The organism is Streptomyces wedmorensis (genome assembly GCF_000716445.1).
Lineage (GTDB): Bacteria > Actinomycetota > Actinomycetes > Streptomycetales > Streptomycetaceae > Streptomyces > Streptomyces wedmorensis.
Genome location: NZ_JNWK01000027.1, coordinates 1 through 22699, shown reverse-complemented (window position 1 = coordinate 22699; position 22699 = coordinate 1). Strand labels below are relative to the sequence as shown.

General features: G+C 73.3%; 17 protein-coding genes. 5 read left to right on the top strand and 12 right to left on the bottom strand.

Going from position 1 to position 22699, the window contains the following annotated elements:
• Positions 1 to 293 precede the first annotated feature (293 nt).
• Positions 294 to 1082 (top strand): transcriptional repressor LexA, encoded by a 789-nt coding sequence (gene lexA / locus OO54_RS21510; RefSeq protein ID WP_017237805.1) that lies wholly within the window; start codon positions 294 to 296, stop codon positions 1080 to 1082.
• Between the two features lie 94 nt (positions 1083 to 1176).
• Here lexA and OO54_RS21505 read toward each other — a convergent pair whose 3' ends face one another.
• The 5 genes from OO54_RS21505 to OO54_RS21485 all read right to left on the bottom strand — a co-directional run bounded on the left by OO54_RS21505 (position 1177) and on the right by OO54_RS21485 (position 9399).
• A complete protein-coding gene (locus OO54_RS21505; protein ID WP_017237804.1) occupies positions 1177 to 3150 on the bottom strand; it encodes an ATP-dependent DNA helicase in 1974 nt (657 codons plus the stop codon).
• Between the two features lie 59 nt (positions 3151 to 3209).
• Entirely contained in the window at positions 3210 to 5054 is a 1845-nt protein-coding gene (locus tag OO54_RS21500) for an IucA/IucC family protein (RefSeq protein WP_033205348.1), read from the bottom strand.
• A 61-nt stretch (positions 5055 to 5115) separates the two neighbouring features.
• Positions 5116 to 5772 (bottom strand): GNAT family N-acetyltransferase, encoded by a 657-nt coding sequence (locus OO54_RS21495; protein WP_033205346.1) that lies wholly within the window; start codon positions 5770 to 5772, stop codon positions 5116 to 5118.
• 107 nt (positions 5773 to 5879) lie between these two features.
• Positions 5880 to 7916 carry an IucA/IucC family protein gene (locus OO54_RS21490; RefSeq protein WP_033205343.1) on the bottom strand — a complete coding sequence of 679 codons (2037 nt, stop codon included), beginning with the start codon at positions 7914 to 7916 and terminating at the stop codon, positions 5880 to 5882.
• Between the two features lie 37 nt (positions 7917 to 7953).
• Complete coding sequence (locus OO54_RS21485; protein ID WP_033205342.1) at positions 7954 to 9399, bottom strand: diaminobutyrate--2-oxoglutarate transaminase family protein; 1446 nt, start codon at positions 9397 to 9399, stop codon at positions 7954 to 7956.
• Positions 9400 to 9726: 327 nt separating this feature from the next.
• On the opposite strand from OO54_RS21485, the gene OO54_RS21480 reads away from it, so the two are divergent.
• Positions 9727 to 10902, top strand: coding sequence for a trypsin-like serine peptidase (locus OO54_RS21480; RefSeq protein ID WP_017237800.1), 1176 nt, complete (start codon positions 9727 to 9729; stop codon positions 10900 to 10902).
• A gap of 126 nt (positions 10903 to 11028) precedes the next feature.
• The gene (locus tag OO54_RS21475; protein ID WP_033205337.1) at positions 11029 to 12195 is read left to right on the top strand and encodes a trypsin-like serine peptidase; all 1167 of its coding nucleotides are present in this window, start codon (positions 11029 to 11031) and stop codon (positions 12193 to 12195) included.
• 84 nt (positions 12196 to 12279) lie between these two features.
• Here the strand turns inward: OO54_RS21475 and hflX are convergent, their stop codons facing one another.
• The 6 genes from hflX to miaA all read right to left on the bottom strand — a co-directional run bounded on the left by hflX (position 12280) and on the right by miaA (position 20725).
• Complete coding sequence (gene hflX, locus OO54_RS21470; RefSeq protein WP_017237798.1) at positions 12280 to 13773, bottom strand: GTPase HflX; 1494 nt, start codon at positions 13771 to 13773, stop codon at positions 12280 to 12282.
• A gap of 123 nt (positions 13774 to 13896) precedes the next feature.
• Positions 13897 to 15387, bottom strand: a complete 1491-nt coding sequence (locus OO54_RS21465; RefSeq protein WP_033205335.1) for a M1 family metallopeptidase — start codon at positions 15385 to 15387, stop codon at positions 13897 to 13899.
• A 301-nt stretch (positions 15388 to 15688) separates the two neighbouring features.
• Positions 15689 to 17929, bottom strand: a complete 2241-nt coding sequence (locus tag OO54_RS21460) for a RelA/SpoT family protein (protein ID WP_033205333.1) — start codon at positions 17927 to 17929, stop codon at positions 15689 to 15691.
• A 140-nt stretch (positions 17930 to 18069) separates the two neighbouring features.
• Positions 18070 to 18978: a diaminopimelate epimerase gene (gene dapF / locus OO54_RS21455; RefSeq protein WP_033205330.1), complete on the bottom strand. Its 909-nt coding sequence runs from the start codon at positions 18976 to 18978 to the stop codon at positions 18070 to 18072.
• A gap of 187 nt (positions 18979 to 19165) precedes the next feature.
• Positions 19166 to 19678 (bottom strand): membrane protein, encoded by a 513-nt coding sequence (locus tag OO54_RS21450; protein WP_033205445.1) that lies wholly within the window; start codon positions 19676 to 19678, stop codon positions 19166 to 19168.
• Between the two features lie 108 nt (positions 19679 to 19786).
• The gene (gene miaA, locus OO54_RS21445) at positions 19787 to 20725 is read right to left on the bottom strand and encodes a tRNA (adenosine(37)-N6)-dimethylallyltransferase MiaA (protein WP_033205327.1); all 939 of its coding nucleotides are present in this window, start codon (positions 20723 to 20725) and stop codon (positions 19787 to 19789) included.
• 140 nt (positions 20726 to 20865) lie between these two features.
• On the opposite strand from miaA, the gene OO54_RS21440 reads away from it, so the two are divergent.
• Both OO54_RS21440 and OO54_RS21435 read left to right on the top strand, forming a co-directional pair.
• Positions 20866 to 21168 carry a hypothetical protein gene (locus tag OO54_RS21440; protein WP_033205324.1) on the top strand — a complete coding sequence of 101 codons (303 nt, stop codon included), beginning with the start codon at positions 20866 to 20868 and terminating at the stop codon, positions 21166 to 21168.
• Between the two features lie 70 nt (positions 21169 to 21238).
• Positions 21239 to 21676: an antitoxin gene (locus OO54_RS21435; protein ID WP_033205322.1), complete on the top strand. Its 438-nt coding sequence runs from the start codon at positions 21239 to 21241 to the stop codon at positions 21674 to 21676.
• A gap of 100 nt (positions 21677 to 21776) precedes the next feature.
• Here OO54_RS21435 and OO54_RS21430 read toward each other — a convergent pair whose 3' ends face one another.
• Entirely contained in the window at positions 21777 to 22493 is a 717-nt protein-coding gene (locus OO54_RS21430; RefSeq protein ID WP_033205319.1) for a class III extradiol dioxygenase subunit B-like domain-containing protein, read from the bottom strand.
• Positions 22494 to 22699 lie beyond the last annotated feature (206 nt).

Sequence of the window (22699 nt, the reverse complement as noted above, 5' to 3'; positions counted from 1 at the left end):
CACTAGATCTTGGGTTGCGGGCGATTCCGTGCCCTGCGCGTGTCGCAGCACCCCCGCTGCCGGGTTTCCGGCTCCCCGGATGCGACACTGGGAGGCGCGACGAACGCCGGTGCCGTGACCGCGGGGCTGCCCGCCACCACGGGGCGACGGTGGCGGGAGAGCGCTCATACACCCCCACACATAGAGGCGTAAGGCAATCTGCGATTTTTCACTCGAACGTGTGTTTGGCGCAACCTTTCGAAAGCTACTACCGTTGTGCCAGCGAGGGAGACCATTCGAGAGGGGCCGACGACGTGACCACCACCGCAGACAGTGCCACCATCACCGCCCAGGACCGCTCCCAGGGCCGACTCGAGCCGGTGCACGCCATGAATGACGCAAGCATGAACGGCGAGGAGCCCGGGCGCCCCGCCCGCGCCCTTCCCGGGCGACCTCCAGGCATCAGGGCCGACAGCTCCGGCCTCACCGACCGGCAGCGCCGGGTCATCGAAGTCATCCGTGACTCCGTCCAGCGGCGCGGCTACCCGCCGTCGATGCGTGAGATCGGGCAGGCGGTGGGCCTTTCCAGCACGTCCTCGGTGGCCCACCAGCTCATGGCACTGGAGCGCAAGGGCTTCCTCCGCCGCGACCCGCACCGCCCCCGCGCGTACGAGGTGCGCGGTTCGGACCAGCCGAACACCCAGCCGACGGACACCACCGGCAAGCCCGCCGCGTCGTACGTTCCGCTGGTCGGCCGGATCGCCGCCGGTGGCCCCATCCTGGCCGAGGAGTCCGTCGAGGACGTCTTCCCGCTCCCGCGGCAGCTGGTCGGCGACGGCGAGCTCTTCGTCCTGAAGGTCGTCGGCGACTCGATGATCGAGGCCGCGATCTGTGACGGCGACTGGGTAACCGTCCGCCGCCAGCCCGTCGCGGAGAACGGCGACATCGTCGCCGCCATGCTCGACGGCGAGGCCACCGTCAAGCGCTTCAAGCGCGAGGACGGCCACGTCTGGCTGCTCCCGCACAACGCGGCGTACCAGCCCATCCCCGGTGACGAGGCCACCATCCTCGGCAAGGTCGTGGCGGTGCTGCGGCGGGTGTGACGCTCCCCGTCGGCTCTGACCGGGCCCCGGGACCAACTGCGCCGGTCCCGGGGCCCTGCCGTGCCCGAAGGGCCCCGAGCCCCCGGGCAGGGGTTCAGCCGCCCGCCGTCTTCGAGGCCGCGTCGATCGCCGACAGAGACTTGCGCACCTGGTTGCGGTCCGTGGTGTACCAGAAGTCGGGCAGTGAAGCCTTGAGATAGCTGCCGTACCGGGCCGTGGCCAGCCGGGGATCGAGGATCGCGACGACACCCCGGTCGCCCGTGGCGCGCACCAGCCGGCCCGCACCCTGTGCCATCAGCAGGGCGGCGTGGGTCGCCGCGACCGCCATGAAGCCGTTCCCGCCGGCCTCCTCGACGGCCTTCTGGCGCGCGCTCATCAGCGGGTCGTCCGGGCGCGGGAAGGGAATCTTGTCCATGACGACCAGCTGACAGCTGGGCCCCGGCACGTCCACGCCCTGCCACAACGACAGCGTGCCGAAGAGACAGGTCTTCGGGTCGGCGGCGAAGTTCTTGATCAGCTCACCCAGGGTGTCCTCGCCCTGGAGCAGGATCGGCAGCTCCGGGATCCGGGTCCGCAGCTCCTCCGCGGCCTGCTGCGCCGCGCGCATGGACGAGAACAGGCCGAGGGTCCGGCCGCCGGCCGCCTGCATCAGTTCGGTGAGCTCGTCGAGCATGTCGCCGCGCTCCCCGTCCCGCGCGGGGCGGGAGAGGTGCTTGGCGACGTACAGGATGCCCTGCTTCGGGTAGTCGAACGGGGAGCCGACGTCGATGCCCTTCCAGACGGGCAGGTCGTCGCCGGTCGTGCCCTCGGGGGCGAGACCGAGGGAGGCTCCGACACCGTTGAAGTCGCCGCCGAGCTTGAGCGTGGCCGAGGCCAGGACCACGGACCGCTCCGTGAAGAGCTTCTCCCTGAGCAGGCCCGAGACGGTGAGAGGGGCGACCCGCAGCGAGGCTCCGAAGCGGTCGTGACGCTCGTACCAGACGACGTCGTACTCCGAACCCTGGGTGATCCGCTCCGCGACGCCGTGGACGGTCTCCACCGAGGCCATGGCCTGCTTGCGCACCGCGTCCTCGTCCTGCACGGACCGGTCCCGGGTCGAGCCCAGCGCCGAGATCACGGCGCGCGCCGCGTCGCGCAACGCCATCAGGGCGTACGCCAGGTCCTCCGGGATCTCCTCCAGACGGCCCGGCAGCGCCAGCTCCATGACCCGCTCGAAGCCCTCGGCCGCGGTCTGCAGCTGGTCCGCGACCTTCTCGTCGACGAGCTTCGCCGACCGGCGCACGGCCCGGTTGACCTGGCCCGGGGTGAGCTCCCCCGTGGCCACGCCGGTGACCCGGGAGACCAGCTCGTGGGCCTCGTCGACGATGAGCACCTCGTGCTGCGGGAGCACCGGAGCGCCCTCGATCGCGTCGATGGCGAGCAGTGCGTGGTTGGTGACGACGACGTCGGCGAGCTTGGCGCGCTCACGTGCCGCCTCGGCGAAGCACTCCGCTCCGTACGCGCACTTGCTCGCGCCGAGGCACTCCCGGGAGGAGACCGAGACCTGCGCCCAGGCCTTGTCGGAGACGCCGGGCGTCAGGTCGTCCCGGTCGCCGGTCTCCGTGTCGTCCGACCAGTCCCGCAGCCGCAGCAGGTCCTGGCCCAGCTTGCTGGTGGGCGCCGCCGCCTCGAAGGGGTCGAAGAGGCCGTCCTCCTCGTCCTGCGGGACCCCCTCGTGGAGCCGGTGCAGGCAGAGGTAGTTCGACCGGCCCTTGAGCATGGCGAACTGCGGGCGGCGGCGCAGCTGCGGGTGCAGCGCGTCGACCGTGCGGGGCAGGTCGCGCTCGACGAGCTGGCGCTGCAGCGCCAGGGTGGCCGTGGCCACCACCACGCGCTCCCCCTGGGCCAGTGCCGGCACGAGGTAGCCGAGCGACTTGCCGGTGCCGGTGCCGGCCTGGACGAGGAGGTGGGAGTTGTCGTCGATGGCCTCGGCGACGGCCGTGGCCATGGTGACCTGGCCGGGCCGCTCCGTGCCGCCGACGGCGGAGACGGCGGCGTGGAGGAGGTCGGGGAGGGATGGCTTCGTCATAGCCCTCCCAGCCTACGGGGCACCACTGACAGCTCGATCACGTCGATCACGCGTGCGCGTCACGCGAGGGGGTTGGGGACGGTGCCGTGGACGGCCGCGTGGGGGCGCTCGGGCCGGTCGCGGTAGCCGTCCAGGTGCAGACGGTTGCGGTTGAGACAGAGTCGCTCGATGCGCGGCGTGAGGAGGTCGAAGAGCTCGAACCGTTCCTTCAGCTCGGGGAAGCGCGCCTGGTGGCGGAGGATCTCCGCACGGACGAGCGACCAGAAGTCCGTCTCGGACACGCCGAGTTGTTCCTCGCACAGCGGCGCCAGGTAGCGGAAGACGCCGACGAAGAGCCCCGAATGGATGAACTGCACGAGGAAGTCGGGCTCCTCTGTGAGGAGGACCTCGCGAACGTCGTCCGGCATCGTCTCGTGCTCGGGGAGGGGCTGGGCGCTGATGTTCACGTCGTCGACGAAGTCCTTGATCGCCAGGCGTACGGGGACGTCGTCGCCGTCGTAGACGACGATCGCGTTCTCGCCGTGCGGGGAGAAGACGGTGCCGTAGCGGTAGAGGAAGTGCAGCAGCGGCGGGAGCAGCGCGCCGAAGAGGTGCCGGAGCCAGACCGCCGGGTCGAGGCCGGAGCGCGCGACGAGTTCGGCGACGAACGCCCGCCCGTCCGGGTCCGTGTGGAGCAGGGAGGCGAGGGTGCGGGCCCGCTCCCCCGGGGGCAGCCTCAGCGGCTCGCGCCAGATCGCGCCGAGCAGTTCCTTGTACTGGTACGGGACTTCGGGCAGCCGGTCGTAGAGGGGGTGCTCGACGGTGACGGAGGCTACTTCGCCGAGGAGGATCACCCCGCACTCGTCCCTCAGGAAGGGGTCGGCTTCGCGCAGGCCGTGGACCCAGGCGGTGACGGCGGGCGCGGCGAGGGTGCGCTCCGTGGGCAGCCCGCGCCAGACGAGGGTGTTGAGCACCGAGAGCGGGAGCTTGACCGTGTGGCGGTCGGGTCGGCTGGCGTTGAGGAAGGTGCGCACGGACTGCTGCGGCAGACGGAGGTCGGCGTCGGCGGTGAGGGGTACGACGGTCCCGGCGGCGACGGCCGGGGCGTAGAGCGGGAGCAGGACCTCGTCCCACTGCCAGGGGTGCACGGGCAGCAGGAGGTAGCCGTCGGGTTCGTGGCCGCGGGCCGTGAGCTCGGCGCGGAAGGCGGCGTGGACCTCGGGGTCGAGCTCCTGGGCGTAGAGGCGGTCGGGGGTGTCGAGGCCTGACACGCCTCGGTAGGCGGCGAGGCGGTTGCTGACGGCGATCCACGGCAGCCGGGTGGCGCGCCGGGCCTCGGGGGCCCACTGGGCGGCGTCGCCGGCGGAGAAGCCGATGCGTCCCTTGTTGAGGACGAGCCAGGGGTGGCCCGTCTGGTGGCCTTCGAGTTCGGCGTACGGGAGGTCGGCGAGCCGGGCGGCGGTGAGGGCGGTGTGGTCGAGGCGGGTGTCGGCGGCGAGGGTGGCGGAGAGCTCGCGGATGAGGTGGCCGAGGGTGGCGCCGTCGAGCCGCAGGAGCCGGCGGGCCCGGACCAGGAAGTCGAGGGGGTCGGTCATGGGCCGGCCGTCGTGGGTGATCGAGTCGGCGGCGACCCGCCAGCTGCCGTAGGCGCCCCGGCGGGCACGGAAGGTGAGCAGGGTGCCGTCGTCGAGCCGGAGCGCGTGGCCGTCGGGGGCGCCGTCCTCCTGGGGCGCGGGCTCCAGGATCTCCTCATAGGCGAACTCCGCCAGGGCCTTGGCGAGCAGGCGGGAGGAGGCCCGGGTCCAGGCGGTGGCGGTCAGCTCCGGGGGTGCGAGCAGCCCGGGGACGGGGTCCGGTGCGTCCGAGGGGGACGGGGCGGGCGGCGTGGGCTGCGCGGAGTCGTGGGGTGCAGGGGACGTCGACACGAGGACTCCTCGGGGTGGGAACCGCTGTGGGCCGAGCGGTGTATGAAAGACAGAGGGTTGTTCACAGAACGTGACGGAGCGCGCGGTCACGGATCATGAGCGCCGCTCGCTTGTCGGGGAGGTCGACTTCCGCCGCGTAGCGGAAGCCGCCGCTGAGGAAGGCGGAGACGGAGGGGGTGTTGCGGATGTCGGGTTCGGCGACGACACGGGTGCAGCGGGGACGGTGGTCGAGGACGAGATCGGCGACGGCGCGCAGGAGCGTCGTGCCGACGCCGCGACCGCGGTCGGTGACGCCTCCGACCAGCAGATGGATACCGGTGTCATGGGGCCGCGCCGGGTAGTGCCGGGCGAGCGGGTCAAGATCGGCGCGGTAGAGCTCGAAGTAGCTCATGGGGGTGGCGTCGAGCACGCCGAGGCAGGGGACGCTCCGGCCGTCGCCCTCGAGTTGGGCACGGAGGTGCTCCGCGGTCACGGCCTCGGGGCCGGCCAGCTCCCAGAAGGCTGCGACGGCTGGATCGTTCATCCACCGCGTCAGGAGCGGCAGGTCGCGTTCGATGCGCACGGGGACCAGTTGGAAGGAGCCGACTGGGGTCGTGGTCGGGCCCCAGTCGGCGACGGAGTCCAGGAGGTCGCCGTCGAGGAGGGCGACGAGGTCGTCGACCCTCAGGTCGAGGGTGTCGTCCCCGGGCGGGTCGACCGGTGGGCGGGTGGGTGACACGGTGTCGCTCTCCTCTCGGCGGTGTGGTCCGGGCGTGGGCGGTCCGGCGGTGCGGGCCGGCGGGGCGGGCCGGTGGTGTGGTCCGGTGGTGCGACCAAATGGAGCGTTCAGGTGGTGCGGAGGGGGTTGGTGACGGTGACGTAGACGGACTGGGTGTCGACCGGGCCGACGAGTTCGTCCAGGCCGTGCAGGCGGGTGAGGAGGTTGGCCTTGCTGCGCAGGGTGGCGGCCTCCAGGAGCCGGTGCGGCAGGGGTGAGCCCAGGCCGGTGGCGGAGGCGAGGAAGCTGCGGAAGGCCGCGAGCAGGACCCGCTCGTCGGCGAGGCGCTGGGAGCCGAAGGCGCCGATCAGGCCGAGGACGTTGTTGATGCCGAGGTAGTAGGCGAAGCGTTCGTCGGTGACCTGGTCGGAGACGAAGGTGTCGCTGTCGGCGCCGATGCCGGGGAGGCGGCTCTCCAGCTCGCCGCGGTGGGACTCCCGGAAGTAGTAGCCCTGGTTGTCCCGATAGCGGCCGCCGACCGGCCAGCCGTCCGGGTCGAGGAGGACCAGGGTGTTCTGTTGGTGCGCTTCCAGGGCGATGCCGGCGTGTCCGTCGAGCCAGAGGATGGGGCGGACGACCTGGTCGAGGTAGCGGAGGAACCACTCCGCGGCGACGGCCGTGACGGGGCGGCCGGTGCGGGCGGAGAGCCGGCCGACGAGGTCGGCGAGCCGGGAGCGCATGGCGGTGCTCCCGGACCAGGGACGGGGGGTGGTGAGCGAGGCGATGCAGACGGCGTCGTCACCGTGGCCGAAGGGGTTGTGGCGGATCATGACGTCGAGTCCGGGGACGGGGGTCCCGTCCGGGGCGTCGACGGCGAGCCAGGCGGGGTCGCGGACGATGTCGAAGCCCGGGTGCACCGCCTGCCACTCGTCGACGAGGCCGGTGCGGAGCAGCCGGTGTACCTCGACGCCGCGGTGGAGCTCCTTGCGGAGGTTCTCGCGGCGGGAGTTGGTGATCCGCAGTCCGAGGGAGAGCTTGAGCATGGCCCGGGCGCCGGGGCGGTGCACGGTACGGACGGAGGAGGTGGGGTGCCAGGGGCTGCCGTGGAGGCCGAGGTCGTGGAGGAGGCCGGAGTCGAGGAGGGCCTGGACGTCGGGGCGGTGCAGGAGCTCGCGGGCCTGCCAGGGGTGCAGGGGCAGGGGCGCGGTCCCGGCGGGGAACGCGAGCCCTTCGGCGAGGGCGGCGGCGAGTTGCTCCGCGGTGACGGGACGGCCCTGTTCGGTCCAGGCGGAGTCGGAGGCGAGGAGGGAGGAGTCGACGGCCATCCAGTGGAGCGGGAAGGCGCCCTGCAGTTCGGGTGAGTAGATCCGGCCCTCGGCCTCGGAGAGGCCTTCGCGGCTCTTGGGGGTGGGGTGGAGCGGGTGGCCGAGCAGCAGGGACTGCTCGGCCGCGAGGAAGAGGTCGGCGTCCGGGTGCGGCTGCGGCCGATGGCGGCGCTCGGTGAGGAAGTCGGCGGTGCGGCGTGCGGAGTCGGCGACCCGGCCGACGAGTTCGGTGCCCTCGGGGCGGTCGGTCTCCCTGCTCAGGAGGGCGGCGACGGTGACGGCGTCGGCGGTCGGCGCGGTGGACGGGAGGCCTTCGAGGGTGGGGGCGCCGAAGCGGTGCCAGCCGGTGAGCGACCAGTAGCGGACGGGGACGAGGAGGGCGGTGCCACTGGCGTCGAGGGGGATGCGCAGGGTCGTGGAGGCGGGTGCGGGGAGGTTCTTCTCCCGGACCCAGCAGCGGAGGAGGTTCTCGACGGCGGCCGTGTCGGCGGCGCGCCGCGGGTCGGGGTCGTCGAGGGGGTCGGCCGAGACCGCCGGGCGGGGCGTCCTGGAGTCGTACGGTCCCGAGTGCTGGCGCGGGACCGTGGGCTCCTCGGCGGGGCCGGCGCCTGTGGCCGTGGCAGTGGCAGCGCCCGTGGCGGTGGCCGTTCCGGCGGCCGTGGCCGGGAGGGGAGCTGCGGAGGCGAGCGCGGTGGCGGCTGCGAGGGACGCGGGGGCCGGCGCCGTGGCGGCGAAGGTCGCGGAGGCGGGGGTTGTGGGGGTGGGGGCTGTGGAGGTGAGTGCCTCGATGTCGAGGGGCGCCTCGGTCTCGGGAGCCGGGGAGGTGGGCGTGGCGTTCACGGGGGCTTCCTAAGGGTGGGGCCGGGGGCGGTCCGGGTCAGTGGGACAGCCTGGGGGCGGTCCGGGGGGCCGGGGCCCGGCGGGAGGCGGGCGGGTGGGGGGTGTGGGCCCGTTCGGCCGCGGCCATGGCGTCGGCGAAGCGGTCGAGGACGGCGGTGGCCTGCTCGTCGGTGAGGGTGAGCGGGGGCAGCAGCCGGACGACCGCGGAGTGGCGGCCGCCGAGTTCGACGATGAGGCCGCGGGCGAGGCACTCCTGCTGGACGGCACGGGCCAGGGCGGGTGCGGCGGGTGGGACGGAGTCGTCCGGTCCGGCCGCGTCGGGGTCGACGACCTCGACGCCGATCATCAGGCCCCGCCCGCGGACGTCGCCGACGCAGGGGTGGGCGGCGGCGAGGCCCTGGAGTCGGCCGAGGATGCGGGCGCCGAGGGTGCCGGCGCGCTCGGCGAGCTTGTTCTCGCGGACGTACCTGAGGGTGGCCGTGCCGGCCGCCATGGCGAGCTGGTTGCCGCGGAAGGTGCCCGCATGGGCGCCCGGTTCCCAGGCGTCGAGTTCGGACCTGTAGACGATGACGGCGAGCGGGAGGGAGCCGCCGATGGCCTTGGAGAGGACCATGACGTCGGGCACGACACCGCTGTGCTCGACGGCCCAGAAGGCGCCGGTGCGACCGACGCCGGTCTGGACCTCGTCGACGACGAGGGGGATGGAGCGGTCGGCGGTGATCACGCGCATCCGGCGCATCCAGTCGTCGGGGGCGGGGATCACGCCGCCTTCGCCCTGGACGGCCTCGACGATCATTCCGGCGGGAACGGGGACACCGCTCTTGGGGTCGTCGAGGAGGTTCTCGGTCCAGGTCGCGGAGAGTTCCGCGCCGCGCTCGCCGCCGACGCCGAAGGGGCAGCGGTAGCGCTGCGGGTAGGGCAGCCGGGTCACCCGGACGTCGTCGGCGCCGCCGGACGCGGCGAGGGCGCCGGCCGTCATGCCGTGGTAGGCGCCGGTGAAGGCGAGGAGGCCGCGCCGGCCGGTGGCGGTGCGGACGAGTTTGAGGGCCGCCTCGACGGCGTCGGTGCCGGCCGGTCCGCAGAACTGGATGCGGGCGTCGTCGGCGAGTTCGCCGGGCAGGGTGGCGAACAGTTCCGAGGTGAAGGCGTCCTTCACCGGGGTGGCGAGGTCGAGGACGTGGAGCGGTGCGCCCGAGTCGAGGACCTTCTTGACGGCTTCGAGCACCACGGGGTGGTTGTGGCCGAGGGCCAGCGTCCCCGCGCCGGAGAGGCAGTCCAGGTAACGGCGGCCGTCCGCGCCCTCGATGGTCAGCCCCCTGGCCCGCACCGGGACGATCGGCAGCGAGCGGGCGTAGGTGCGCGCGGCGGACTCGCGCTGGGACTGGCGGCCCAGAATGCCTTCGTACCCGCCCCCTTGGTCCGTCGTCGGGGTGTGCGCCCGGGCGGCCGGTGGTACGGCCGGAGCTGATTCGGTCACGGCCACGGCTCGGTGTCCTCCCGCGGTAACAGTTGCGTTGCACATCGGAGCGGAGTGGAGCCGCCCGTAAGGGCCGTCCTGAACGCCACCGTTGTGTCCCCCGTACGTACCAACGACGGGAACTGCCGGGGATCACGGGCCGGAGGCAAGTTCTTGGCGTGTCCCGGATCACGGCACGGCAACGGCCGGACCATGCCCGGAACCGATCAAGGGGCGCGTACCGTCCCCTCCGGCACCGGCATAGTGGGGGCCGTCGGTCGCGCCCGGGAGGGCACGGCCGCCCTCACCACGCACATGTAGGACAAGTTGACGTAGTCCCAGGGGGATCACGAGATGCGATCGATTCGCCCGCTGCTGATGGCGGCTTCCGCCGTCGCGGCGCTGACGCTCACCGCCACGGCCTGCGGGCCGAGCGAGGAGAACGCGGGAGACAAGCCCAGCGCGCCCGCGAGCCTGAACCCGGCCGACAAGATCAAGATTCCGGAGGACCTGAAGGACCGTCTGAAGGAACACGGGATCGACCTCGACAAGTGGCGCAACGGCGAGTGGAAGAACTGGGACCGCGACAAGTGGCTCCGTGAGGCCAAGGACTTCGTCAACCCGATCATCGAGGACCTCTGGGACCCGGACCGGATGCGGGAGGCCGAGCGCCCCGACAAGCCGGTCGAGGAGGAGGACATCTCGGGTGACAAGGGTGTCACCGACCCGACGCCGGCCCCGGTCCGGGCGAGGGCCGTGGACGCCAAGTACCACGCCAACGCCCCCGAGTCCGGGAAGGTCTTCTTCGACGGTCCCGAGGGCTCGATGGTCTGCTCGGCCACGGTCGTGAAGGACCCGGCGCACCCGGGCAAGTCCAACATGGTGTGGACGGCCGGCCACTGCGTGCACAAGGGCAAGCAGGGCGGCTGGTACCGCAACATCGCCTTCGTCCCCTCGTACAACGACTCCGCGCTGCCGACGTCGGACCTCGAGAAGGCGACGCGGGAGCAGATCGCCCCGTACGGCGTGTGGTGGGCGGACTGGGTCAAGACCTCCGACCAGTGGATCTCCCAGGGCGCGTCCACGGGTGGCGCGGGCGCTCCGTACGACTTCGCGGTCATCCAGGTGACGCCGGAGAAGGGCTCCTCGGGCAAGTCCCTGGAGGAGACGGTGGGTTCGGCCCTTCCGGTCGAGTTCAACGCGCCGGCGGTGCCGAAGATCGCGAGCCTGACGGCGACCGGTTACCCGGCGGCGCCGCCGTTCGACGGCCAGAAGATGTTCCAGTGCCAGGACAAGCCGGGCCGGCTGTCCCTGAAGGCCGAGCAGCCGACGATGTACCGGATCGGCTGCTCGATGACCGGCGGTTCGTCCGGCGGTGGCTGGGTCGCCCAGGGCGCCGACGGCAAGCCGGCGCTGGTGTCGAACACCTCGATCGGCCCGTCGTCGGCCGGTTGGCTCGCGGGTCCGCGCCTCGGCCCCGAGGCCAAGGCCATCTTCGACGAGGTCAGCAAGAAGTACGCCGGCCGCTGAGCACGGCACGGAGGCGGGGCCCTCGGGTCCCGCCTCCCTCTTGTCCGGGCCGACCGGCATACTGTGCACCGCTCATGACACGTCCATGGCAAAACTGACATGGCGAGACCAACGGGGAATTCATTCATGCGTCCTGTACGAGCCCTACCCGCCGCCCTCGGCCTGGCCGTCGCGCTCGCGCTGACCGCCACGGCCTGCGGCCCCACCGAGACTCCCGCAGCCGACAAGCCGGCCGCCGAGACGAGCAGTTCGGCACCGGCCGGGGACGACGCCGGCGCCGACCTGGCCAAGGACCTCGCCGACAAGCTCAAGAAGCACGGCGTCGACCTGGACAAGTGGAAGGACGGCGAGTGGAAGAACTGGGACCAGGAGACCTGGCTCCGTGAGGCCGAGGACTTCGTCAACCCGGTGATCGAGGGCCTCTGGGACCCGGCGCGCATGCAGTCGGCGAAGAGCCCGGACCCGACGATCACCGCGCAGGCCGGTGCCAGTGGCAGCGACCCGACCCCGCGGCCCGTCAAGGCCCAGCGCGAGAAGACGCCGTACCACCGCAACGCGGCGCCGGTCGGGAAGATCTTCTTCGACTCGCCGCAGGGCCACATGGTCTGCTCCGGCACCATCGTGAAGGACCCGCGCCGGCCCGGGAAGTCGAACCTGGTCTGGACGGCCGGCCACTGCGTCCACGCGGGCCAGAAGGGCGGCTGGTACCGCAACATCACCTTCGTCCCGGCCTTCAACGACCTGGGCAAGTCCCCCGCCGCGCTCAACAACGCGCAGCCGCACGAGGTGTACCCGTACGGCCAGTACTGGGCCGACTGGGCCGTGACCTCGGGCGAGTGGCTCCAGCGCGGCGGCACGAACCAGGCCTGGCCGTACGACTACGCCGTGCTGCACGTACAGCCCGAGCGGGGTCGTAAGTCCCTGGAGGAGACGGTCGGCGTCGCGCTGCCCGTGGACTTCTCGGCGCCCACGCCCGCGCAGTCCGGCACGGTGGGCGCCTGGGGCTACCCGGCCGCTCCCCCGTACAACGGCATGATCATGCACAAGTGCCTGGACCGGGCGACGCGGCTCACCACCGCCCCGGCCACGCCGACGATGTACCGCATCGGCTGCACGATGACCGGCGGTTCCTCGGGTGGCGGCTGGTTCCGCGTGCTGCCGAACGGCAAGACGGCGCTGGTGTCGAACACCTCGATCGGCCCGGCCGGCGGCAACGGCTGGCTCGCGGGCCCGCTCCTCGGCAAGGGCGCCAAGGCCGCCCACGAGATGGTCAGCAAGAAGTTCGCCCGCTGACCCGACCGACGGCATCACGACGGAGGGCGCTGTCCTCCTCCCCTCGCGGGGAGGAGGACAGCGCCCTCCGCGTGTCGCGGCCGGTCAGTGCGCGGCGGGAACGAACGGCGCGAGCAGCGCCCCCAGCTCCTCGTGCACCCGGGCCTTGAGCAGGGTGCCCTCCGGGGTGTGCTCCTCGGACTCGACCTCGCCCTCGGCGTGCACCCGGGAGACGAGACCGCCGTGCGTGTACGGCACGAGGACCTCGAGCTCGACCTGCGGGCGCGGCAGCTCGGCGTCGATGAGTGCGAGCAGCTCCTCGATGCCCTGGCCCGAACGGGCCGAGACGACCAGGGAGTGCTTCTCCATCCGCAGCAGCCGCTGGAGCACCAGCGGGTCGGCCGCGTCCGCCTTGTTGATGATGACGATCTCCGGCACGTCCACGGCGCCGACGTCCCGGAAGACCTCGCGCACGGCGGCCAGCTGCTCCTCGGGCGCCGGGTGCGAACCGTCCACCACGTGCAGGATGAGGTCGGACTCGGCGACCTCCTCCATGGTGGAGCGGAACGCCTCGACCAGGTGGTGCGGCAGGTGCCGGACGAAGCCGACCGTGTCGGCCAGGGTGTAGACCCGGCCGGTGGGCGTCTCGGCCCGGCGGACGGTCGGGTCGAGGGTGGCGAACAGCGCGTTCTCCACCAGCACGCCCGCGCCGGTGAGCCGGTTGAGCAGGGAGGACTTGCCGGCGTTCGTGTATCCGGCGATGGCGACCGACGGCACCTTGTTCCGGCGCCGCTCCTGCCGCTTGATGTCGCGGCCGGTCTTCATCTCCGCGATCTCCCGGCGCATCTTCGCCATCTTCTCGCGGATGCGGCGCCGGTCGGTCTCGATCTTGGTCTCACCGGGACCACGGGTGGCCATGCCGCCACCGCCGCCGCCACCCATCTGCCGGGAGAGCGACTGACCCCAGCCGCGCAGTCGCGGCAGCATGTACTGCATCTGCGCGAGCGCGACCTGGGCCTTGCCCTCTCGGGACTTGGCGTGCTGGGCGAAGATGTCGAGGATGAGGGCGGTCCGGTCGACCACCTTCACCTTGACGACGTCTTCGAGGGCGATGAGCTGGCCGGGGCTGAGCTCGCCGTCGCAGACGACGGTGTCGGCACCGGTCTCGATCACGATGTCGCGCAGCTCGCGCGCCTTGCCCGAGCCGATGAAGGTGGCCGGGTCCGGCTTGTCGCGGCGCTGGATCACGCCGTCGAGCACGAGGGCGCCCGCCGTCTCGGCGAGAGCGGCGAGCTCCGCGAGGGAGTTCTCCGCGTCCTGCACCGTCCCCGAGGTCCACACACCGACCAGCACGACGCGCTCCAGGCGCAGCTGGCGGTACTCGACCTCGGTGACGTCCTCGAGCTCGGTGGAGAGGCCGGCGACACGGCGCAGGGCCGCGCGCTCGGAGCGGTCGAGCTGGTCGCCGTCCCGCGCTCCGTCGATCTCGTGGCTCCAGGCGACGTCCTCTTCCATCAGGGCATCGGCCCGAAGGCTCTCGGTACGGCTTGTCTCCGCGAAGCTCTGCTCGTCCTGGGAAGGGGAAGAAGAGGAGGTCATTGGATCCTTACGTCGAATGAAGCGATGGGTCTGTGTCCTTGGCAACGCGTGGGGCCGCCGGAAGATTCCCGGGGCCGGCGGCGTCGCCGACCTGAAGATGGTGGCACGGCCCGGCCAAGCCCGTCACCCGGGTTTCGCGGCGGTCCTGACGGCTTCGGCCGGGCGGCTGCGCCAGTCCGGGTGCCCGGGCATCGGCGGGGTCTTCGCCGCGTACAGCCAGCCCTGGAAGAAGGCGGTGAGGTCCCGGCCGGCGATCTCGCCGGCGAGCGCGGTGAAGTCGGCGGTGGTGGCGGTGCGGTCGCGGTGGTCGGCGACCCAGCGACGCTCCAGGCGCCGGAACGCGTCGGTGCCGATCTCCTGGCGGAGCGCGTACAGGACGAGGGCGCTGCCGTCGTAGACGACGGGGCGGAAGAGGCTGATCTTGTGGTCGGGCGAGGGGGCCTCGGGGGCGGCGGGCGGGCCGCCGTCGGCGCGCCAGCCGTCGGAGGCCGCGTAGGCCGCCTTCATCCGCCGTTCCAGGGACTTGCCCGCGGTCTCCTCGGCGTACAGCGCCTCGTACCAGCTGGCGTGTCCCTCGTTGAGCCACAGGTCGGACCAGGTCCGGGGGGAGACGCTGTCGCCGAACCACTGGTGGGCCAGCTCGTGGACCATGATCGAGTCGACGTACCACGCCGGGTAGCCCGGTTCGGTGAAGAGGCCGCGTTCGAAGAGCGAGAGGGTCTGCGTCTCCAGTTCGAAGCCCGTGTCGGCGTCGGCGACGAGGACCCCGTACGTCTCGAAGGGGTACGCGCCGACCTGCCGTTCCATCCACTCCAGGTGTCCCGGGGTCTTGCGCAGCCAGGGCTCCATCAGTTTCCGGTCCGCGGTGGGCACCACGTCCCGGACGGGCAGTCCGTGCGGCCCGTCGCGGTGCACGACGGTGGAGCGGCCGATGGAGATCTGGGCGAGCTCCGTGGCCATGGGGTGGCGGGTGCGGTACGTCCAGGTGGTGGTGGCGCCGTGGCGGGCGCGGCCTTCGGGGAGTCCGTTGGCGACGACGGTGAGGTCGTCGGGGGCGGTGACCCGGAAGGTGAAGTACGCCTTGTCCGCGGGGTGGTCGTTGGAGGGGAAGACGCGGTGGGCGGCGTCGGCCTGGTTGGCCATGGCGAGGCCGTCGCCGGTACGGACCCAGCCGCCGGTGTCGGCGGGGCCGGTCGGGTCGCTGGTGTGGGTGACGGTGATCTCGATCGTCTCGCCGGCGTCGATCGCGACGGTGGGGGTGACGACCAGGTCCTCCCCGCTGCTCGTGTGGGCGGCGGGGAGGCCGTCGACGGTGACGGCGGAGACCTCGCCGTGGGTGAAGTCGAGGTTGATTCGCTCCAGGTCGTCGGTGGCGAGCGCGTCGATCCTGGTCACGGCGGCGAGGGGCTTCGTGTTCACCCCGGGGTAGGTGAGGTCCAGGTGGTACGCGAGCACGTCGTACCCGGGGTTCCCGAGGTGCGGGAAGAGCCGGTCGCCGATGCCGAGCGGCGGCGGGGCGGGCAGCGCGGCGGCGACGAGCCCGGCGGAGGCGGCGACCAGGACGGCGGAGCGGAGCCACCGCGCGCGGGGCAGGGGCGTTCGGACGAGCGGCATGGGCCAGGCCTTTCCGGAGGACTGGCCCTACGGCTACCAGGGGATTCCCCGCTCCCCCGGGCGGCGCGCTCGCCCGCCACCCGAAGGGGTCACGCGGTCGCGCCGGACCCGGCGCCGGCGGGTGGGACGCACGTGCGTCAGGCGCGGCGCGGCGGGCGGGATGCGCGGGCGTCAGGCGCGGCGCGGCGGGCGGGTAGTGCGCGTCAGGCCCGGCGCGACGGGTGGGCAGCGCGCGTCAGGCCCGGCGTCGGCGGGTGGGCAGCGCGCGTCAGGCCCGGCGTCGGCGGGTGGGCAGCGCGCGTCAGGCCCGGCGCGACTCCGACGTGCCCCGGCGGGCGCGGTGCACGTCGTACACCCCGGGCACGTCCCGCATGGCCCGCATGAGGGCGGGGAGTCCGGCGGCGTCGGGGAGGTGGAGCGTGTAGGTGTGGCGGACCCGCTGCTCGCTGGGCGGCTCGACGGTCGCGGAGACGACGGCGGCGCCCGCGGTGGCGATGGCCTCGGTGAGGTCGGCGAGCAGTCCGGGCCGGCCGAAGGACTCGGCGACGAGGGTGACCCGGCCCTGGGCGGTGTCGCCCCAGCGGACGGCGACCGGCTCGCGGCCCAGCCTGCGCATGGCCTCGACGGCCGTGCAGCGCGCGCGGTGGGCGGTGACGGATCCGCCGCGGACCCGGAAGCCGGTGATCTCGTCGGGCGGTACGGGGGTGCAGCAGCCGGCGGGGCGGACGGCCGCCGGCTCGCCCTCCAGGTCGGCGTGGAGCTCCGCACCGGTGCGGCGGTCGGCGGTGACGTTGACCAGTGGCCGGGGATCGGTCTCGGCGGGGGGCGCGGCGGACTCGGGGTGGGCCCGGAGCCAGCCGGTGATCGCGATCCGCGCGGCGGGCGTACGGGCGTGGTCGAGCCACTCGGGGGACGGTCCGGAGACGGTGTCCTGGGCGAGCAGCGGCTGGACGGTGTCCCCGTCGCCGAGCACGGTGCCGAGCGGGGCGAGGCGGCCGTTGACGCGGGCGCCGAGGCAGCCGTGCGCGGCCTCGCCGTGCTGTGCGTAGGCGGCGTCGACGCAGCTGGCCCCGGCGGGGAGCTTCAGGGTGCCGCCGTCGGCGCGGAAGACGGTGATCTCGTCGTCCTCGGCGAGGTCAGCGCGGAGCGAGGACCAGAAGGTGTCGGGGTCGGGCGCGGCCTGCTGCCAGTCGAGGAGCCGGGAGAGCCAGCCGGGGCGGGTGGGGTCGACGCGCTCGCCGTCGTCGGCCCGGGACGCGGTGGCGTCCGGCCCGGCGGTGGCGTCCGGCGACGGGGCGGCGGTGACGGCGGCCGGCTGGGCGGTGGCGCCCTGCCGGTCGGCGGCGTCCGGCTGCTCGGCCGTGTCCTGGCCGACGTGCGGGTTGCCGAGGGCGACGACCCCGGCCTCCGCGACCTTGTGCATCCGGTGGGTCCGGATCAGGACCTCGGCCACGGCGCCGTCGGGGGCGGCGATCGCGGTGTGCAGGGACTGGTACAGGTTGAACTTGGGGGCCGCGATGAAGTCCTTGAACTCGGAGATCACCGGGGTGAAACAGGTGTGGAGCTCGCCGAGGACCGCGTAGCAGTCGGCGTCCTCGGAGACGAGGACGAGGAGCCGCCCGAAGTCGCAGCCCCGCAGCTCGCCGCGCTTGAGACGGACCCGGTGCACGGAGACGAAGTGCCGCGGCCGGACGAGGACTTCCGCACCGACCCCGGCCTCGCGCAGGACGGCGGAGACCTGCTCTGCGACGGCGCCGAGGGCGTCACCGGCCTGCGGGTTGCCGGCGATGAGCGCGCGGGTGGTCTCGTACTCCTCGGGGTGGAGGATGGCGAAGACGAGGTCCTCCAGCTCGGTCTTGAGGGCCTGCACCCCGAGCCGTTCGGCCAGCGGGATGAGCACGTCCCGGGTGACCTTGGCGATCCTGGCCTGTTTCTCGGGCCGCATCACCCCGAGGGTGCGCATGTTGTGGAGACGGTCGGCGAGCTTGATCGACATGACACGGACGTCGTTGCCCGTGGCCACGAGCATCTTCCGGAAGGTCTCCGGTTCGGCGGCGGCGCCGTAGTCGATCTTCTCCACCTTGGTGACGCCGTCGACGAGGTACGCGACCTCGTCGCCGAACTCCCGGCGCACCTGGTCCAGTGTCACGTCGGTGTCCTCGACGGTGTCGTGGAGGAGGGAGGCGGTCAGGGTGGTGGTCTCCGCGCCGAGTTCGGCGAGGATCAGCGTCACCGCGAGCGGGTGGGTGATGTACGGCTCGCCGCTCTTGCGGAACTGGCCGCGGTGCGAGGACTCCGCGAGGACGTACGCCCGGCGCAGCACGGAGAGGTCGGCGTCGGGATGGTGGGCGCGGTGCGCCTCCGCCACATGGCTGATGGCGTCGGGCAGCCGGTCACGGGGTGCCGGTCCCGCGGTCGCGCCGAGCAGGGCGGCCCGGCCGATCCTGCGCAGGTCGATCCTGGCCCGTCCGCGTCTGCGGACGGCCGGGTCGGTGACGGCGGCGTCCGCCGCGCTCACGGGGTTGGTGGCCTCTGCGCTCATGGGGCACCTCCGGCGACGTGGACCGGCGGGGGGCGGGCCAGGCGTGCCCTGGGGGCCGGTGCTTGATGCTACCGACCCCACCACGTGGCGCAGTCACGCTCTCGCTCAGCGTGAATCGGATCACCCATTCGAGCGACGAATCAGTCGTTGACAGTTTCGATTCCGCGGGCCGCGGCCCACCACGTCGGGTCGAGGACGCCCTCGGCGACGATGACGGCGGGGCCCGTCATGTCGACGCCGCCGTCGGGGTGCTCGGTGATGACCAGGGTCCCGCCGAGGACGTCGACGGTGTACGTGACGGGGGTGCCGGTCTCCGCGGGGTCGGTGCCGTCCCGGCGGGCGGTGGCGACGGCGACGGCGCACGCGCCGGTGCCGCAGGAGCGGGTCTCGGCGGCGCCGCGCTCGTGGACGCGCATGGCGACGTGGCGGGGGCCGCGGTCGACGACGAACTCGATGTTCACGCCGTCCGGGTAGACGGCGGCCGGCTCGTACGGCGGCTCGGTGTAGAGGTTGCCCGCGTGGCCGAGGTCCTCGACGAACGCGACCGCGTGCGGGTTGCCCATGTTCACGTTCCGCGCGGGCCAGCTGCGGCCGTCGACGGTGACCGTGACCCCGGCGTCGGGCAGGGTCGCCCGGCCCATGGCGACGGTGACGGAGCCGTCCTTGTCGAGGTGGACGCGCTTGATCCCGCCGCGGGTGGCGACGGCCACCTCGCCGGCGGTGACGAGGCCGGCGTGCTCCAGGTAGCGGGCGAAGACCCGCACGCCGTTGCCGCACATCTCGGCGACCGAGCCGTCGGCGTTGCGGTAGTCCATGAACCACTCGGCCTCCTCGGCCAGGTGGCGCGCCTCGGGGTGGGCGGCGCTGCGCACGACGTGCAGCACGCCGTCCGCGCCGATGCCGGCCCGCCGGTCGCAGAGCCGCGCGACGGCGGCCGGCGGCAGGTCGACGGCGTTCTCCGCGTCGGGGACGATCACGAAGTCGTTCTCGGTGCCATGGCCCTTGAGGAACCGGAGGGCGGGGAGCTGCGGGGTCTGCGTGCTGGTCACGCGATCAACTGTACGGGGCGGGCCCACGGGGCGACTCGGGCGTCCGGGGGGTGGGCCGCGGGCCGGTCAGCGGAGGCGGGCCGGGGGACGGTCAGCGGGGCGGGCCGCGGGACGGTCACCGGGGCTGCCGGCGGAGGCGGGCCGCTGGGAGGTCAGCGGGGCGGTCTGGAGGCGGGCCGCTGGGAGGTCAGCGGAGGCGGGCCACGCGCCAGACGGCGAGGGCGACGAGGGCGGCGATGGTCGTCACGTAGAGGGCGAGGACACGCCAGTCGGGGCGCTCGCCCGAGCCGCGCTGCGGGAGGCCCGGCCAGGTGTAGCCGACCTTGCGGGCGGCCATCATGCCCCAGCCCGCCGCGCAGGAACTGATGAGCAGTCCGAGCATGGCGACGACGGCGCCGCCGTCGCCCGAGCCGAAGGCGAGCGGGAAGGCGAACATGAGCGAGCCGAGGGCGGCCAGGGCGACGATGGGGGCGAGCTGCCAGATCCGCAGTCGGCGCTGGGGGCGCAGCTCGACCTCGACCTCGTCGGCGTCGACCTCGACGGAACTGCCCACGGCGTCGTCGGGGCCGTCGGGGCTCAGGCCCGAGGCGACGATCGACGTGTCGTCCGTCGGGTGCCCCGGCGCGTCACCCGTGACGTCCGCCATCGGGTCGTCCAGGGCCGCGTCGTGCTGTTCTCTGTCGCGAGGGCCGGCCTCCATCGCCACGCGCCCTCCCCACTCGGACTCCACTTGGTCGATCGATGCTCGATGATGGCACGCTCCTGACCGCCGGAATGACGGGCAGGGCGTCCCGATGCCATCACGTGATCAGGCTGTAACCGCTCGTTCGACCAACGACAGCGCCTCCCGCGGGAGTTCCCCGCGGTGATCGGCGGCCCCGCTGAGCCAGTGGACCCGGGGGTCGCGGCGGAACCACGAGTCCTGCCGGCGGGCGAAGCGCTTCGTCGCGCGGACCGTCTCGGCCCGGGCCTCGTCCTCGGTGCACTCCCCCGCGAGCGCGGCGAGTACCTGCTGGTAGCCGAGGGCGCGGGCGGCGGTGCGGCCCTCGCGCAGACCCCGCGCCTCCAGGTCGCGCACCTCGTCGACGAGGCCGGCCTCCCACATCCGGTCCACCCGTGTGGCGATCCGCTCGTCCAGCTCGGGGCGGGCCACGTCGACGCCGATCTGGACCGTGTCGTAGACGGAGTCGGGGCCCGGCAGGTTGGCGGTGAACGGCTTGCCGGTGATCTCGATCACCTCGAGGGCCCGGACGATCCGGCGGCCGTTGCTGGGCAGGATCGCGCGCGCCGCGTCGGGGTCGGCGGCGGCGAGCCGGGCGTGCAGGACACCGGAGCCGCTCTCGTCGAGCTCCGCCTCGAGGCGGGCGCGTACGGCGGGATCCGTACCGGGGAACTCCAGGGCGTCGACGGCCCCCCGCACGTAAAGGCCGGAGCCGCCGACGAGGACAGGGGTACGGCCGGCGGCGAGCAGCCGGTCGATCTCGGCGCGGGCGAGCCGCTGGTACTCGGCGACGCTGGCGGCCTCGGTCACGTCCCAGATGTCGAGGAGGTGGTGCGGGACGCCGCCACGCTCCTCCGGCGTCAGTTTGGCGGTCCCGATGTCCATCCCCCGATACAGCTGCATCGAGTCGGCGTTGACGACCTCGCCGTCGAGCTGCTGGGCCAGGAATACACCCAGATCGGACTTTCCGGCCGCTGTCGGACCGACGACGGCGATGACCCGCGGGGCGGGAGCTGCGCTTCTCACCGCCCCAGTCTCGCAAACCTCACACCCCGTCCCCGAACGAGCTACGTGACGGGCCCCCTCCGGGCTCCGTTGCCTGTTGCGAGGTTCCGGCCGTCGATCATCACGGAGCCGCGCCCACCCGAGTACGCTATGGAGTGAATATGAGCCTTTTGGCAATGTTTCGCCGGAAGAAGCAGGATGTGGTCGAGACCTCGTCGAAGGAGACCGTGACCGTCGCTCCGGTGGCGGACGAGACCACGGACGCGGACTCCGGGACCGGGACGTCCGAAACCGCCGAGGCCGTCACGGCGCCGGCGGAGAACGAGGCCGCGAGCGCCCAGGGCGTCGACGCGGCAGGGGCTGAGACGGCGGAAGCCGCCGCCGCCGACGTCGTGGAGATCCCGAAGCAGCAGTCCGCCGAGGCCGCCGCGGACAACGAAGCGGGCGAAGGCGCCCGTCAGTAGGCCCCCGGGGTCCTGGGGGCAGGACACGGAACACGGACCCCCCGGGGGGTCCGCGGAGGGAAGGTGCCCCATGGGTCTCCTGGATTCACTGAAGGCCAAGCTCAGCCCGGCCAAGGACAAGGTCGCGGACCTCGCGCACCAGCACGGGGACAAGATCGACCACGGTCTGGACAAGGCCGCGCGGCTGGTCGACGAGAAGACCAAGGGCAAGTACAGCGACAAGATCCACTCCGGTACGGGCAAGGCCAAGGAGGCCCTGGACCGGATGAGTCACAAGGACGACGGCATGCCCGGGACCGGCGGCACACCCGGGACCAGCGCTACACCCGGGACCGGCGCTACATCCGGAAGCGGCGGTACCTCCGGGACCGGCGGCACGCCCGGCACCAGCGCTACACCCGGGACCGGCGGCACACCCGGGACCGGCGCTACATCCGGAAGCGGCGGTACCCCCGGGACCGGCGGCACGCCCGGAACCGGCGGTACGACCCCGCCGCCGGCCGCCTGACGGCCGGCGTCACCACCCCGGAGCGACACGTCCCTTCGCACGGCGGACGGCCGCGGAGCACCTCGCTCCGCGGCCGTCCGCCGTTTGCGTGGCCGCAGCGTCAGGACCAGGCAGCGACGAAGTACCCCACGCCGTACGGGGCGTCCTCGAAGAGCAGCCGGCCGTCGAGACCCGCGCCCTCGGCCGCCCCCGCGAGGACCTGCCACGGAGCACGGCCCGCCGCCTTCAGCTCGTACGCGAGCTCCGGGTCCAGGGCCAGCAGCGCGGCCACGTCCGCCGTACCGAGAGCACGGGCCGCCGCCTCGTCGAAACCCTCCGCCCGCTCGTCCAGGTACCCCGGCGCCTTCACCGTCCGGCAGGCACTGCCGTCGCCCATCACCAGCAGCGCCACACGCTCCGCCGAGTCGGCGAGCCCCCTGCCGAGCCCCGCACACACGTCAGGCGTCGCCGTCTCGTCCACCGCCAGCCCCTCGACCGGCGCGGCCGCCCATCGGGCGCGGTCGAGCAGCCAGGCGGCGACGGCGAGGGAAGCCGGGAGGAGGCGGGCGTCGCCGTCGGCGGGCCGGCCCTCGCCGAGCCGGACGCCGAGGTCCACGCCGAATCCCGCGAACGAGCCTGGCGAACCGGCCGGGTAGACGCCGTGGCCTCCCTCGGGCGCCGCCCCGACGACGTACAGCCGGTCAGGGCGGGCGGCGGCCAGCAGGCCGACGGCGTCCGCGCAGGCCGCCCGTGCGGCGTCCAGTTCACGGGCGGCGCCGGTCGCGACGTCGGGGACGAGGAGAGGGGGGCTGGGGCAGACGGCTGCGGCGACAAGCATGATCGGCAGCCTACTGGGGTGGTGGGCGTTGCGTACGGGGCCCACGCCCTGGGCTGCGGCCCGGTGTTGTGGGCTGCGCCCCTGCCGATGCGGGCCTGCGGCCCGGCGTTGTGGGCCTGCGCCCCGCTGTTGTGGGCTGCGCCCCGGTGTTGTGGGCTGCGCCCGCGCCCCGCCCGTGTGGGCCTGCACCCCGCCCGTTGTGGGCA